Source organism: Allofournierella sp., assembly GCF_017889395.1.
Classification (GTDB): Bacteria; Bacillota; Clostridia; order Oscillospirales; family Ruminococcaceae; genus Allofournierella.
The window spans coordinates 1-15100 of the sequence record NZ_JAGHKE010000031.1; the positions used below are offsets into that span (position 1 = coordinate 1).

Genomic DNA, 15100 nt, shown 5'->3' on the forward strand with positions numbered 1-15100 from the left:
TTGTCAACCACACCATCGACGTTATTGTGAAAAACTATCCGCAGGTCAACGAAGATGCGGCGGCAATGTTTACCACACATCTGGCGATGGCAGCCGAGCGTATCCGGCGGGGTGAAGTCGTGGAAGAGCTGGATGAAGCGGTGTGGCAGGATGTGGTGGAATGCCCGGAATATGAGACGGGCTGCCGCCTGATTGAACAGCTGTTTGCCAATCAGTCTGTGGAATTTCCGGAGAGCGAGCGCAGATTCCTTATGCTGCATATCTGCAATATGCTATCAGAATAAGATTTCCGCTGCAACAACAAGGTGCAATGCTTTTTGACCAAAAGCGTGATAACAACTGGTTTTCAAAGGAGGTCATCGAACGATGAAAAAAGCAATCGCCCTGCTGCTGGCATTTTGCATGCTGGCAACCACTGGCTGCACCAGCAGCCCGGCGAGCAGTTCCACCCCCGAAACGTCAAGTACGGCAAGCAGCGCATCGCCACAAGCAGGTGGGCAGACGGAAGAACTCGGCCTGGAAGAACAGATGGATGCTTTCTGGAACGAAGAGCTGGATACCCGCTTGAAGGAAGAGGCGGGATATCCCAACGGTTCCGAAGGTATGGGCGCCGTAGTTCTGGCCATCAAGGATGGAAAAACTATATTTGAAAAGGCATACGGGTACGCCCATTATTATGATGCCGATTACGAGGCGGAAGGTTCCACCTACGCCAACCCGGTATATGTTAAAACCGAAAATCCCCGGGAGATGACCACGGATACCCTGTTTGATCTGGCATCTGTGACAAAGGTTATGGCAACCACCCAGTCCATTATGATTCTTGTGGATCAGGGCGAATTGTCTGTGGACGATAAGGTTGCGGACTATCTGCCCGGATTTGAAGCCAATGGCAAGGGTGATATCACCATTGCACAGCTGCTGACCCATTCCTCCGGTTTGCCGCAGTGGGAAGCCACCTTCCTCTACTGCGACAGCAAGGAAGAGCAGCTGGAGTATATCAAGAATCTGGAGTTGGACCCCACCTTCAAAACGGACGGCTCCGAGCCCAAATATTCCGATTTCTCCTTCATGACCCTGGGCTTTGTGGTGGAAGCTATTACCGGGCAGGACATGGATGTTTTCGTGAAGGAAAATGTTTATAAGCCGCTGGGCATGGATTCCACTACTTACAAACCGCTTGAAAACGGTTTTACTCAGGACCAGATCGCGGCTACCTCGCTGGGCAATCCCTATGAATACCGGATGGTGGATGAGGCCAACTGGCCGGGCTGCGGCTATGACTGCACCAAGGATGCGCAGGCATTTGAGGACTTCACCGGCTGGAGAGACTACACGCTGATTGGCGAAGTGAACGATGGCAATGCCGGCATGGGCGGCAAGGGCGTTGCGGGTCACGCAGGGCTGTTCTCTACCGCGAAGGATCTGGGAATTCTGCTGCAGTGCATGCTCAATGGCGGAGAATATAACGGCGTACGTCTGTACAGCTCCGAAACCGTGGAGCTTTTCACCACCCGTCATACCACCTACCAGGAAAACCATACCGACGATCAGGGAAATCCGGTTCTTTCGGAGGATTTCGGCTATGGCTTCAAGCTGGATCAAAGCTGGATGGGTGAAAGCGCCTCGCAAAAGGTATTCGGCCACGATGGCTTTACCGGCACAACGGTGTTTGCGGACCCGGACAATGATTACATCTTCATCTGCCTGACCAATAAGATGCAGGCTGGTTTCCGCCAGTCTACGACTAACGGTGGGGCAGAGGACGTGAGCAATTATTACAACACCAATTCCTGGGTATCGTTGAATATGAACCAGATCGTCAAGGATTATCTGGGGATCTGATCCATACGGTAATCATATCCGTCTTTGGGGAGGGGGTTCCCCACAAGGCAGATGGCTTACAGATAGCACCCGGTCAAATTTTTAATTAGGAGGAGATTACATGATCCGAATCGTAGTAGGCGGCCAGATCAATAAACAGGAGATCTGTGCCTTCACCCAGAAGTTTATGGGAGATCAGGCAACGGTTGAGATCAAAAATGACCTGGATGCCGTGATGGCAATGCAGGCAGGGCAGTACGATTATTACATTGGCGCCTGCAACACAGGCGGCGGTGGTGCGCTTGCCATGGCACTGGCGCTGCTGGGGGCCCAGAACTGTGCAACGATTTCCATGCCCGGCAAAATCCTGCCGGACGAAGAGATCATCGGCGCGGTCAAGAGCGGGAAAAAAGCATTTGGCTTCACCGCACAGCACGCCGAGATGGTCCTGCCCGTTCTGCTTAAAGCCATTCTGGAAAAATGAGATGAGGTGTGAACTGTTATGGATATTCTGAAATATATCGTAATCGTCGCCATTGGCGCGTTGGCCTCCATGCTGGCAAACCGCGGCATCGCCGTTTTTAACGACGGCTTCCGCGCAGTTGTTCCGCAGTATTATGACAAGCAGATTTCCCGCAAAGAGCTGGCCACGATCAGCTTTTCCATCAGCTTTGGTCTGGTAATTGGTTTTGGCCTGCCCACATCCATCGGTGCAACTATTATTCTGATCCACTGCCTGCTTTTGACCACCGATATTATCGGTACCTGGTGCCCGGACAGCAAACGTGGTCTGGTCATGTCTGGTGTGATCGGCGGCGTATACGGGCTGCTGCTTCTGGTTGGTCTGGAATTTGTTGTGACCCTGTTCGGTCACCTGCCCTACAATTTCCTGAGCGACCTGGGTTCCGTTTCCGGTTTCATGACAATTACCTTCGCCATGTTCCCGGCGCTGGCAGTTGCTTATCAGCACGGCTTTGGCAAGGGCGCTGCAACCGCCGTTGTTACCGTGGTTTCCTGGTTCCTGTTCCGTAAATTCGGCACCTTCAGCATTGGCGAGGGCAGCAGCTTCACCCTGAACGCCGACGGTATGGCCATGCTGGTGGGTGTTATCATGATGCTGGCCTTTGCGGCAAACGTGAAAAGCGAGGGCGGCAACGCCAACGCACAGCTCACGCAGGTATTCTCCGGCAAGCTGAGCCGTATTCGCAAAAACTGGGGGCTGCTGGCTCTGATCGGCGGCCTGATCGCCTGCGGTACCGCTTTCGGTATCGTAGCCGGCGACCCCGCCTCTCTGGCCGCTGTGGCTGAGGAAAACTGGAGCAGCGCCACCATGATCGCGCTGGCCCGTGCCATCGGCTTCGTTCCTCTGGTGTTCACGACTTCCATTGTGACCGGTGTGTATGCTCCTGCCGGCTGCACCTTCGTGTTCGTGGTTGGCCTGATGCTGCATAAGTATCCTCTGGCTGCTCTGATCGTGGGCGCTGGCGTAATGATCGTGGAGCTGCTGCTGATCAACGTGTTCGCAAAGGGTATGGACCGCTTCCCCGGCGTTAAGGATATGGGCGAGCACATCCGTACTTCCATGACGAAAGTTATTGAGATCACCCTGATGGTGGGTGCTGTGATCGGCGCTGAAAAGACCGCTGCCGCTGTGGGCGTTACCGGTATTGGTGCGATGTTCGTAATCGGCTGCGTTCTGCTGAACCGCCGTTCCAAGAAGCCTATTGTGGAAATGGCCATTGGTCCCGTTGCCTGCATCCTCTTCGGCCTGCTGGTGAACGTGCTGCTGCTTCTGGGCATTGTTGCCATTCCTGCGGCGTAACGTGAGTTGGATCATGTGATTTCCTCCGTGTATGAACAGAGGGGGCACTTAGCCCCCTCTGTCCTGTAATGGAGGGCAAGCTGCCAGAAAAAGAAGGAAAACGCTATGACTGGTTATACATTGATGCATGAACATACCACCATTGATCTCAGTGGGGTAAAACAGGATGCGGACTGCCGCCTGGATTGCTATGAGCAGACCAGAGAGGAGTATCGGCATCTGTATGAACTGGGCGTCCGCCGGATTGTGGACGTGACCAACGACGGCATGGGCCGGAACCCGGAGTACATTGCCCGCATGGCGCAGGAGACCGGTATTTCCATTGTGCAATCCACCGGCTTTTACAAAGAGCCCTTTCTGCCCGAGCGTGTCTATCAGCAGACCGTTTCAAAATTGGCTGACTGGATGGTGAGCGAGCTTTGCAGCGGGATTCAGGGCGGGCCCAGAGCGCGTATGATCGGCGAAATCGGTACCAGCAAAAACTGCATGACCGAAATGGAGCAGAAGGTGTTCCAGGCGGCCGCCATCACGGCCAGGGAAACCGGCGCACCCATTTATACCCATACTACACTCGGCACTTATGCGTTGGAGCAGGCCGAGTTCTTCAGGGCACAGGGCCTGCCGCTGGACCGGATTGTGCTGGGTCACATTGACCTGAGCGGTGATCTGGATTATATTCGGCGTATTCTGGATACCGGAATCTGCATCGGTTTTGATACCGTGGGAAAAAACAATTATTTCCCGGATGAAAAGCGTGCAGAATATCTGATGGAGCTGGAGCGGGAAGGCCGTATGGGGCAGATTGTCCTTTCGGAGGATCTTACCCGTAAATCTCATTTGAAGGAATTTGGCGGCATCGGCTACAGTTATCTGTTTGAAACATTCCTGCCCATGCTGCGTGCAGCGGGAATGAAGCAGGAAAGTGTGGACCAGATGCTGATTCACAATCCAGCCCGCATTCTGGGCGATGCCTGACACAAGGGGAGGTAGCATAATGCACACATATCCATTGCAGGCCATTTCCACAGAAGAGGCAATGGCATTGCAGTTCAAAGTCGTGGACAGCATCACCCGGGAATTTGCCGGGCACGAGATCCTCACCCGGGGAGACCTGGGTGTGGTCCCGGGGCTGAACAAGCCCGTTACCACCAAAAAAGCGGAGACGGTGATCGCCCGTGTGTTTGATGCCGAAGCGGCAATGCTGGTTCGCGGAGCTGGAACGGATGCCATTGCGGACGCACTGTTTTCTGTGATCCGCAGCGGAGAGACTCTTCTCGTGCACACCAGTCCGGTATACAGCACCACCCAGACCACGCTGACCCGGCAGGGTATCAACACCGTTGCCGCAGACTTCAATGATCTGGAAGAGATTCGCCGGGTCATGCAGCAGCATCCGGAAATTCGGGCCGCTCTGGTTCAGTATACCCGGCAGAGCATGCAGGATTCCTACGATATGGAGCAGGTTATCCGCACCATCAAGAGTTGCCGACCCATTCCGGTGGTCACAGACGATAACTACGCTGTGATGAAGGTGTCCAAGATCGGTACTCAGTGCGGGGCAGATCTGTCCTGTTTTTCCACCTTCAAGCTGCTTGGGCCGGAAGGCGTGGGTTGCATTGTGGGAAAAAAGTGCTATATTGAAGAATTGGTACGATACAATTATTCCGGCGGTAGCCAGGTGCAGGGGCATGAGGCGCTGGATGTGCTGCGGGGGCTGACTTATGCGCCGGTGGCACTGTCAATTCAGGCCCGGGTCAACGACCGGTTGGTGGAACGTCTGCTGGCCGGGGAACTTCCCGGGATCAAGGATGCCTTCCTGGCCAATGCTCAGTCCAAGGTGCTGCTGGTGGAATTTGAAGAGCCCATTGCGGAGCAGGTGCTTGCCGAAGCCGAAAAGCTGGGGGCGGCACCCAATCCCATCGGGGCTGAATCGCGGTATGAGCTGGTTCCGATGTTCTATCGTGTTTCCGGAACATTCCGCGCAATGGACCCCACCATTACCAGCCGGATGATCCGGATCAACCCCATGCGCAGTGGCGATGATACCGTAATTCGTATCCTGAAAGAAGCCATGAAGAGGGTGAGATAATGTTTTTGTCAAAGCTGCAGCAGGAAAATCCCCGCCTGGTGGACGCCATGGTGGCGTTGCATCGGTCGTGCAAGCTTCTGCCGGACACCTATGTGGTGGACCTTGAGCAGTTCCGGGCCAATGCGCGCGCTATTCTGGACAGTGCACAGGCGAAAGGAATCCGTCTGTACTTTATGCTTAAGCAGCTGGGGCGTAATCCGCGCCTGGCGCAGGAACTGGTAAAGCTGGGGTATGCCGGTGCCGTGGTGGTGGATTTCCGCGAAGCTCAGATCATGATGCGCCATAACATCCCCATTGGGAATGTGGGCCATCTGGTGCAGATTCCGGATGCTCTTGTGGAACAGGTCGTGGCCTATGGCCCCGAAGTGATCACGGTTTATTCCGAGGCAAAGGTGCGCAGGATCAACGAGGCAGCGGTGAAACTGGGCAAAGTCCAGAAGCTGCTGGTCCGGGTCACAGGGGAGAATGACCACATCTATTCCGGCCAGACCGCTGGCATCAGCCTGGCAGAACTTCCGGATTTTCTGGCCCGGATTGGTTCACTGCCCGGAATTAAAGTGGTGGGCGTCACATCCTTCCCCTGTTTTTTGTACAGTGAACAGACGGGACGTATCGAGCCTACGCCCAACCTTCAAACGGTGCTGAAAGCCAAAGGCATTTTGCATGAAAACGGGGTAGAGCCGGAAGTGATCAACACCCCTTCGGCGACCTGCGTTTCCACACTTGAACTGATGGAGCAGTTTGGCGGCAATTGCGGCGAACCCGGGCATGGTCTGACCGGCACAACACCGCTGCATGCACATTCCAGTCAGCCGGAAAAGAGCTGCTGCGCCTATCTGAGCGAAGTATCCCACAATTTTGACGGTCTGGGATACTGCTACGGCGGCGGATTTTATCGCCGGGGCCATGTGGCGCATGCGTTGGTGGGAACCGATGCATCCCGGATGCGCAGCATGGCGGTAATTCCGCCCACAGCGGAAAGCATCGATTACCATTTTGGCCTGGAAAAACCGTGTACGGTGGGTGAGACGGTGATCATGGCGTTCCGGTTCCAGATATTTGTTACACGCAGCGATGTGGCTTTGCTGGACAATCTGGCCACAGGAGAGCCTGTGATCGCTGGAATCTATGACAGTCAGGGTGATGAAAAATGAACAAGTTTATCGTAATCGTGCTGGATGGATTTGGAATGGGGGCCATGGCAGACGCCAAGCAGGCGCGCCCCGGCGATGAGGTGGCCACTACGCTGGGCAGTATCCTGAAAGTGTACCCGGATACAAAACTGCCCACACTGGAACGGCTGGGTCTCATGAATGCCTTCGGAAAGGAAAGTGCGCAGATGCATTTTGCTCCGAGGGCCAATGCAGGCCGGGCGGAACTGATGCATTTCGGTGCGGATACTTTCATGGGGCATCAGGAGATCATGGGAACGCTGCCCAAGCGTCCGCTGGTGCAGCCCTTCCAGGAAAAAGTGGATGCGATCAAGGAGCATTTGGAAGCGCATGGTCATCTGGTGGAGGTTCGCCAGACAAATGGTCTGCGCTATCTGCTGGTGGATCATTATGTGACTGTGGCCGACAACATTGACGCCGACTACGGCATGGCTTACAACTGCACCGCACCGCTGGACAGCATCCCCTTTGAAAAGGAGCTTGAGATCGGGCATCTGGTGCGGGAGATTGCCACCGTGAACCGGGTAATCGTATTCGGCGGCACCGGTAACACCATTGATGATGTGCTGGCGGCAGAAGAGATCCGTGCGGATGCGTTCATCGGCATTCATGCGGTGAAGTCCAAGTCGTATGAGCAGGGATATCAGTGTATCCATCTGGGCTACGGCGTAGATAAAAGTGTGCAGGCACCCACCATTCTCACCAATGCAGGAGTGCCGGTCACGCTGCTTGGCAAAGTGGCAGATATCGTGGCAAACGATGGTGGGCGAAGTGTGTCCTGTGTTCCAACCGCCGAGGTGCTGGATCTGACCATCGACGCGATCCGAACCATGGAGCGCGGATTCATCTGCACCAATGTACAGGAAACGGATCTGGCCGGGCACAGCCAGGATACTAAATGGTATCGGGAGCTGCTGGAAATTGCCGATGAAAAGATCAGCCGGATGCTTCCGCTTCTGGACGAACAGGACGTGCTTGTGGTAATGGCGGATCACGGAAACGATCCGGAAATCGGCCATAACCGGCATACCCGGGAAAACGTTCCGCTGCTGATTTATCACAAGGGCGTCGAGGGCGTTTCTCTGGGCTTACGAAAGAGCCTTTCGGATGTGGGAGCTACGGTGTGCGATTTCTTTGGTGCACCTGCTCCGCAGAACGGCGAAAGCTTCTGGCCGTTGATCCGATAAAGCCAAAACAGATAAGCCGGATTTCCGGCAAACATTTCTCCTACACAGAAAAACACAGAAGAAGCAGCCCCGGCATCGCAAGATGCCGGGGCTGCTTCTATCTCTATGGATATTCAAAAAGAGAATGTATGGCGCGGGCCGTTACTCCTGACGGTTCAGGAACCAGGCAAACCCGAAGGGATACAGCTCCACATTCTGCAGGCTGTTGCGGGTTCCGCCGTAGACCAGTTCCTCAAAGGTGCCCTGCTCGGGGCTGGAAACAGTGACGAACTGGTTGCTGAAGTTGAAGAATGCAATCAGCTTGTGGCCCTGATACCAGCGCCCCACACCCAGAACGTGCTCGGACCCGGTCTCAAAGGTCCACACATCCGCACGGCTGTCGAAGGCGGGCTCGGCGGCCCGGATCATTTCCAGCTTACGCAGGCCCATGAACTGTTTGCCCTGGCGGGTGGAGCTGTCGTGGCGCAGCTCGGCCAGCACCCACTGGAAATTGCCCCGGTGAATGTAGCGGCTGTCGTCCCAGCGTTCGGGGTCCTGATGATAGGAGTAGTCATTCAATTGGCCAACTTCGTCGCCGCTGTACAGTACGGGAATACCACTCTGGACAAGCATCCATGCGTGAAGCATCAGGTCACAGGCGATTGCGCGTTCCAGCTTGAAGGGATCCTTTTCATAGTCCGCAGCTTCCACGCCACACAGAGAGGCGGTTGTACCGCAGAGCCGGGCGTCGCCCAGGCGAGGATCGTCGTTGTACAGCTCGCCCCGGCTGTCGCTGCCGGGCCACTTGCCGGTGAACCAGTCGTTCAGGTACTTCTTGTGGGCAACCTCATTGGATCCGAAGCGGCCGCCCAGCCAGGCATAATCCAGACCCCAGCCGATGTCGTCGTGGCAGCGCAGGTAGTTGAGGAACAAAAACTCCCGGGGCAAAGCACACACAGTGTCCATCTGGTGGCGCAGCAGCGAAACGTCGCCGGTAGCCAGTGTGTGCCAGGTAGTGGCCATGGTGGTCACATTGTAGAGCATGTGGCACTCGGGCTTTTCCGGGATGCCGAAGTAGGGAACCACCTTGGCGGGCTCCATGACCACTTCGCCCAGCAGCAGAACACCGGGGCAGACGATCTCGCACACAATGCGCATCATGCGAACCAGCGTGTGAACCTGCGGCAGATTACGGCAGCTGGTGCCCAGCTGTTTCCAGATGTAGGGAACAGCATCCAGACGGATCACATCAATGCCCCGGTTGGTGAGGTAGAGCAGGTTTTCCGTCATGTCGTTAAACACCATGGGATTGGCGTAGTTGAGGTCCCACTGATAGGGGTAGAAGGAAGTCATGACCACCTGATTGCAGTCTGGCAGCCAGGTGAAGCTGCCGGGAGCGGTGGTGGGGAACACCTGAGGAACGGTTTTCTCAAACTGGTTGGGAATGTCCCAATTATCATAGAAGAAATACCGTTCCCGGTAGCCGGGCTCACCAGCCCGGGCCTTTCTGGCCCACTCGTGATCCTCGCTGGTGTGGTTCATCACAAAGTCCAGGCACAGGCTCATGCCCTTGGCGCGGCAGGCGTCCGCCAAAGCTTCCAGATCCTCCATGGTGCCCAATTCAGGTTGAACTCGGCGGAAATTTGCCACAGCATAGCCGCCGTCGCTCCGGCCTTTCGGGCTTTCCAACAGGGGCATCAGATGCAGATAGTTGACGCCGCATTCCTCCAGATAGGGCAGCTTTTCCTTTACGCCCTCCAGCGTGCCGGCAAAGGCTCCGGTGTAGAGCATCATGCCCAAAAGCTCCCGCTGGCGGTACCAGTCAGGATTGGCTTCCCGGCGTGCGTCCTGAGCACGCAGATCCTCTTTCCGCTCATCCCAGCAACGGCGGAGCATGTTCAGAAAATAATCAAATGCGGCAGTATCGCCATTGTAAAGTTCGCAATACAGCCATTTCAGTTCATCGTAATATTTGCCCAAGCGCTGGTCAAAAGCGCTGACGCTCTGGGAGATGTCGGTTTTCTTGCGCGGGGTAGAACTTCTCTTCGTGCTCTTTGCCATCGGATTATTCTTCCTCCAATTCGTCTAATGTGGGCATAGCGGGAATTGCTCCGCTGCGGGAGCAGGTGATGGATGCCGCCCGATTGGCAAAGGTCAGAACCTTCTCCAATTCTTCGACGGTCAAGTTTTCCAGGGGATGATCGCCACGAGCAGTCAGGCGACTGAGTGCTGCCCCAAGGAAGGTGTCGCCGGCGCCGTTGGTATCAGCGACTGTGGTGGTCACGCCGGGCACAAGACCAGTTGCTCCCTGCCAGCGGTAGAAGGCTCCCTTTTCGCCCATGGTGATCAGAACCAGTTTAATGCCTGAATCTTCCAGATGCTGGCTTGCGATTTCCGGATCGGCAGTGCCGGTCAGCAAGGGAAGTTCCTCCTCGGAAAGCTTGATCACATCCACCAAAGGCAGCGGGTTACGCATCCATTCCACTGCTTCTTCTTCGCTCTCCCAAAGAGCCTCGCGGTAGTTGGGGTCATAGCTGACAAGTACGCCCTGCTGGCGGGCCTGCCGGGCCGCAAAGATGGTGGCGGAACGGGCCGCTCCGACGGTCAGACTCACCGAACCGAAGTGGAGTACCTTGGTGTTTGCCAGACTACGGACATCGATTTCTTCCGGGGAGAATTCGGCATCTGCGCCCCGAACGAAGCGAAAGGAACGCTCACCCTCCTGCGACAGTGTGACCACCGCCATGGTGGTCGGGGTTTTACTGGTGCGCAGACCGGAAATATCCACGTTGTTTTCCTGCAGCACCTGCGAGAGATAGTTTCCGAAGCCATCGCGTCCTACATTTCCGCAAAAGGCGGTTTTCGCACCCAGGCGGGCGGCGGCTACGGCCACATTGGCGGGAGCGCCACCGGGATTTGCGGCCAGCATGGGAACATTTTGAGCATTGACACCGGTCTGCGTCAGATCGATCAGGACCTCGCCGATTGTTGTAATGTCCGTCGTAACGATCACCTCATTAAATGCTTTTAAAATTATATTGCAAACAAAGTTATTTCGAGTTGTATGATAGCATAAGTTAAAACGATTGACAATTCCTTTCGGATATTTCCTCAGGGCCGGTTTTCACAAATTTTTTGCGGGAAAATTGATGAATTACACAAAGGCACTTGAAAATGTGAAATATTTCGGAATGCTTCTTGTTAATTATCGCAAAACAGCAATAAACACCTATCCTGTTGCCAGGAAAAGAAAACAGCCGGAACCAAACAAATCGGTTCCGGCTGTTGGTTTTGCTGATGCACTCCGGGTCACTTACCGCGGGGAGCTATGAAACGTGAGGGCATTCTTCATCCAGAAATTCTGCCCCGGCTGCTGAGTAACCCTGCTTTTCGTAAAATGCTTTGACCCGCACCTGAGCGGCAAGACAAAGTGTCGTGCCTTGCAGGGAGTGAACCAAGTGTTCCGCTTCCTGCAGCAATCTTCGGCCGAAGGCGCGGCCGCGGAAATTCTTTCGCACGGCTACCCGGCCGAGCACATAAGAAGCTTTGATCTCGTTCCAATAAACGCGGCAGGTGCCGATGGGTATGCCGTCCTCAAATAAAACAATATGCCGTGCGATCGAGTCGACCTCGTCAAATTCCACCTCAAAGCCCTGTTCTTCCACAAAAACCTCCTGGCGGATCAGTATTGCTTCCTGGGGCAACTTTGCACATTGTCTGCATTCCAGCATAATATCGCCTCCTGCCGGAAAACCGGCGTGTACTGTGTTTTATTAATGTACCACGAAGCAGGGCTTCATGGCAAGCATATCGCTGCCCGCTGTGTAGACATGATGAACCTTTGCTTGACAAAAGTGATTATATCGAATATAAGTATATATAGATAATCTATATATACGGAGGTGAAACTATGCCAATCGACAAAAGTCTTTTAACCGGAAGTACCACCACGCTGATTCTTAAGCTGCTGGAAGAGCGGGATATGTACGGTTATGAGATGATCGAAACGCTGGCGGAGCGCTCCGACCACACCTTTGATTTCAAGGCGGGGACGCTTTATCCCATTCTGCATACATTGGAAAAGCAGGCACTGGTGGAATCCTACGAGCAGCGGGCCCCACAGGACCGTATTCGCAAGTATTATCATCTAACGGAAGCCGGGCGTCTGCGTCTGCAGGAAAAGCAAAAGGAATGGACCAGTTTTGTTACCGCTATGGAAAAAATCCTGAAAGGGGGTGCCGCGCATGCTGCCCAATGACAGAATTGCAGAGTATTGCAGGCAGGCGGCGGAGCAGATCCGCTGGAAGCGGGCTCGCCCGGCAGTGATGCGGGAGCTGGAGCAGCACCTGCAGGACCAGCAGGAGGCCTATATGGAGCAGGGGCACGGGCAGGAACAGGCGGCCCGAATGGCCATCGAGCAGATGGGCGATGCCCGGGAAGTGGGGCAGGCGCTGGACTGGGCGCACCGCCCGCAAACGCCCTGGTTTTTGTTGCTTGCCATGATGGCTTTTCTGGTGCTGGGAGCGGCACTTCAGGTCGCGCTGACCCGGCAGATGGCGCCGCTGGCTTCCTACGCAGTGGCGGCGGGACTGTTTGCCCTTGGCTATTTCGGGGACATCTCCTTGCTGGGCAAGCATGCAATGGAGATTTATCTGGGTGTTCTGGCATTTGCGGCTGTATTGCTGATTGGGGCTGAACCAGTGGCAGGGGCTGCGGTTTTTCACTTGAATCCCATTTCTCTGTATCTTTGCTACCTGGCGCTGGTATTCCCGGCTGCTTACGGGCTGTTTCTTTATGGAATGAAAGGGCTGGGCGCGCGTGGAATCCTGCTCAGCGTTTTGGGATATCTTCCGTTTGCACTGATTCTTCTGATGGTTCCCACTCTGTCCGGCTTGCTGATTTACAGCGCCTCGACAGGGGTTATGCTGGCGGCGGCCATTCGAAAAAACTGGTTTGGCGCAAAGCAGGGACACCCCGTGCTGAAGATCGTTGCACCGGTGCTGCTTCCTGCCGGTGCACTGGCCGTTGCTTTCTTATCTGTGGGAGAGAACCGTTTGCAGGTGTTTCTGAATCCCGGGCAGGATGCGGCGGACACAGGCCTGATTTATTGCCGCTTACGGGAAGCTGTTGCGCAGGCCGTGTTCTGGGGAGAGGGCAATGCGGACCTGTCTGTGATCCCAGACCTCTCCGAAAATTACGCGCTATTGTATGGAATTCAGAAATTTGGTCTGGGGACTTTTGCCGCATTGATGCTTCTGGTGCTGGCGTTCGGTGTATTCGGCGTCATCAGGGCAATGCGGCAGCGAAGCATGCTGGGTACGCTGCTGGTACTGGCCGCCACGCTTACCGTTACACTGCAGGCCTTTGTGTATGCCTATGCGAATATGGGCTACGGACTTTGGGGCACGCTTTCCTTTCCGTTTTTGTCCCGCGGCACCACAGCGCTGCAGTTGGATGCGCTGCTGCTGGGATTGATGTTGGGAGCACTGCGCACGGGTGCATGGGTCAGGGACCCGCAGCAGCCCCAGCGCACCATTCGGCTTTTGCGGATTGAACGATAAGCGTCAGCCCTCGTAAAACATAAACAAGGCGGGCCTTCCTCGAATAACAAAGGGAGGCCCGCCTGATTTTATGTTTATTCGGCAGATAACAGACATTCCCGCACAAGTGCCTCGAACACCCGGGCAAATTCCGCATCCTGTTCTCTGGTTCGTTTGGCGGGTCCCTTGGGGTGCTTGCCTGCCCGCAGAAGCCTTTTGTTCTGCCATCGGCGGTCCAGCAAAAGATCGATATTGTCCGCCGTGTATTCCAGCCCGTTCTGATTGAGCACGCGGGCACGGTGGGCCAGGCACATGCTGGCAAGTCCGTAGTCCTGGGTAATGACGATGTCTCCAGGGCGGACGCGATTAACCAGCGCAAAGTCCACACTATCCATGCCCTTGTCGAAGACCAGTGTCCGCGCACCCTCTCGCTGGATCTGGTGTGCGGTATCGCACAAAATCAGCACGGGGACCTGTAGCGGACGGCAGATGCGCAGGGTGCAGTCCACCACGGGGCAACCGTCAGCATCAATCAAAACAGTGGGCATTGTTATTCCTCCCGGCAAATTACCGGCAAACACCGGATATACGCTTTTCAGTATACCACAGAAACCAGGTATTTGAACTGCCGCAAAAATTGTGCTATCATGCGAAAGGAACAAAATGTCAGGCAATGCGGCCCGAAGGCTACAAAGCCTGGCTGGAATCGAAGAATCATATCGCATGCAAACGACGGAATCAAAATGGAGTGAACCGCATTATCTGACCTGTGAAAAACGGTGGATCTATTTCGCGCTGATCACCGTAGCAGGCTTTTGGGGTGCATATACCTATCTGCTGCGGGGTAACGTGTTCTGCAACGCACAGACCGGCAATGTGGTGCTTATGGGACTTGCCCTGGGTGCGGGAAAATGGAAGGAAACACTGTACTATGTGATCCCCATTTCTGCCTATCTGATGGGAGCGTTTCTGTCTGAGCTGGTACCGAATCCGGTCAAGCACCGACTGGCCATTCGGTGGGATACGCTGTTGATTCTGGTAGAGATGCTGGCGGTGCTGTTTCTGGGCTTTTTGCCGGACTCCGCCCCGGTGCAGATCACTCAGGTAGTCATCAATTTTGTGGTCTCCATGCAATACAATACCTTCCGCCAGGCAGAGGGCATTCCGGTTGCAACCACCTTTGCCACCAACCATATTCGGCAGATTGGCATCGGCCTTGCAAGGGAAGTAAAGCACCGGCATGCCGGCGACCATTCCCATCGGGAAAAGCTGTTTGTGCATCTGCGGATGCTGATCTTTTTCTTTGCGGGGGCATCTGCGGGCAGCCTGTTTGCCCACCTGCTGGGCGGCCGCTCCATCTGGCTTACGCTGATTCCGTTGGCGGTGGTCTTTGCAGCGCTGCTGAAGGCGGATCTGGGTGAAGAAAAGGATCGTATGGAACAAAAACCGGCCGGTCATTGAATATATGAAAACGCCCCGCATTCTTA

General features: G+C 55.0%; 15 protein-coding genes. 11 read left to right on the top strand and 4 right to left on the bottom strand.

The genetic code is table 11. The annotated features are described in order from the left end of the window. The 8 genes from J7G73_RS05375 to J7G73_RS05410 all read left to right on the top strand — a co-directional run. Nucleotides 1-284 (top strand): PRD domain-containing protein (locus J7G73_RS05375; protein ID WP_291245514.1); only part of this gene is annotated, 284 nt, incomplete at its 5' end. A gap of 82 nt (nt 285-366) precedes the next feature. Then, nucleotides 367-1845, top strand: coding sequence for a serine hydrolase (locus J7G73_RS05380; protein WP_291245515.1), 1479 nt, complete (start codon nt 367-369; stop codon nt 1843-1845). Nucleotides 1846-1945: 100 nt separating this feature from the next. After that, nucleotides 1946-2308, top strand: a complete 363-nt coding sequence (locus tag J7G73_RS05385) for a DUF2620 family protein (protein WP_291245516.1) — start codon at nt 1946-1948, stop codon at nt 2306-2308. Between the two features lie 18 nt (nt 2309-2326). After that, a complete protein-coding gene (locus J7G73_RS05390; protein ID WP_291245517.1) occupies nt 2327-3646 on the top strand; it encodes a YhfT family protein in 1320 nt (439 codons plus the stop codon). 105 nt (nt 3647-3751) lie between these two features. Then, complete coding sequence (locus J7G73_RS05395; protein WP_291245518.1) at nt 3752-4621, top strand: phosphotriesterase; 870 nt, start codon at nt 3752-3754, stop codon at nt 4619-4621. 61 nt (nt 4622-4682) lie between these two features. Next, nucleotides 4683-5735 carry an aminotransferase class V-fold PLP-dependent enzyme gene (locus tag J7G73_RS05400; RefSeq protein WP_367113954.1) on the top strand — a complete coding sequence of 351 codons (1053 nt, stop codon included), beginning with the start codon at nt 4683-4685 and terminating at the stop codon, nt 5733-5735. After that, nucleotides 5735-6889 carry a YhfX family PLP-dependent enzyme gene (locus tag J7G73_RS05405; protein ID WP_291245520.1) on the top strand — a complete coding sequence of 385 codons (1155 nt, stop codon included), beginning with the start codon at nt 5735-5737 and terminating at the stop codon, nt 6887-6889. The genes J7G73_RS05400 and J7G73_RS05405 overlap by 1 nt, the downstream gene beginning before the upstream one ends. After that, nucleotides 6886-8094, top strand: coding sequence for a phosphopentomutase (locus J7G73_RS05410; RefSeq protein WP_291245521.1), 1209 nt, complete (start codon nt 6886-6888; stop codon nt 8092-8094). Before J7G73_RS05405 ends, J7G73_RS05410 begins: the two co-directional genes overlap by 4 nt. A 141-nt stretch (nt 8095-8235) precedes the next feature. On the opposite strand, the gene J7G73_RS05415 is transcribed toward J7G73_RS05410, so the two are convergent. The 3 genes from J7G73_RS05415 to J7G73_RS05425 all read right to left on the bottom strand — a co-directional run bounded on the left by J7G73_RS05415 (nt 8236) and on the right by J7G73_RS05425 (nt 11804). Continuing rightward, complete coding sequence (locus J7G73_RS05415; RefSeq protein WP_291245522.1) at nt 8236-10134, bottom strand: alpha-amylase family protein; 1899 nt, start codon at nt 10132-10134, stop codon at nt 8236-8238. Nucleotides 10135-10138: 4 nt separating this feature from the next. After that, the gene (locus tag J7G73_RS05420) at nt 10139-11086 is read right to left on the bottom strand and encodes a carbohydrate kinase (RefSeq protein ID WP_291245523.1); all 948 of its coding nucleotides are present in this window, start codon (nt 11084-11086) and stop codon (nt 10139-10141) included. A 313-nt stretch (nt 11087-11399) separates the two neighbouring features. Beyond that, complete coding sequence (locus J7G73_RS05425) at nt 11400-11804, bottom strand: GNAT family N-acetyltransferase (protein ID WP_291245524.1); 405 nt, start codon at nt 11802-11804, stop codon at nt 11400-11402. Between the two features lie 179 nt (nt 11805-11983). On the opposite strand from J7G73_RS05425, the gene J7G73_RS05430 reads away from it, so the two are divergent. Both J7G73_RS05430 and J7G73_RS05435 read left to right on the top strand, forming a co-directional pair. Further along, the gene (locus J7G73_RS05430) at nt 11984-12331 is read left to right on the top strand and encodes a PadR family transcriptional regulator (RefSeq protein WP_291245525.1); all 348 of its coding nucleotides are present in this window, start codon (nt 11984-11986) and stop codon (nt 12329-12331) included. After that, nucleotides 12318-13634: a permease prefix domain 1-containing protein gene (locus J7G73_RS05435; protein WP_291245563.1), complete on the top strand. Its 1317-nt coding sequence runs from the start codon at nt 12318-12320 to the stop codon at nt 13632-13634. Before J7G73_RS05430 ends, J7G73_RS05435 begins: the two co-directional genes overlap by 14 nt. A gap of 74 nt (nt 13635-13708) precedes the next feature. Here J7G73_RS05435 and J7G73_RS05440 read toward each other — a convergent pair whose 3' ends face one another. Further along, entirely contained in the window at nt 13709-14161 is a 453-nt protein-coding gene (locus J7G73_RS05440) for a DUF188 domain-containing protein (RefSeq protein WP_291245526.1), read from the bottom strand. A 175-nt stretch (nt 14162-14336) separates the two neighbouring features. Between J7G73_RS05440 and J7G73_RS05445 the strand changes: the two genes are divergently transcribed. Beyond that, nucleotides 14337-15074 carry a YoaK family protein gene (locus tag J7G73_RS05445; RefSeq protein WP_291245527.1) on the top strand — a complete coding sequence of 246 codons (738 nt, stop codon included), beginning with the start codon at nt 14337-14339 and terminating at the stop codon, nt 15072-15074. Nucleotides 15075-15100 lie beyond the last annotated feature (26 nt).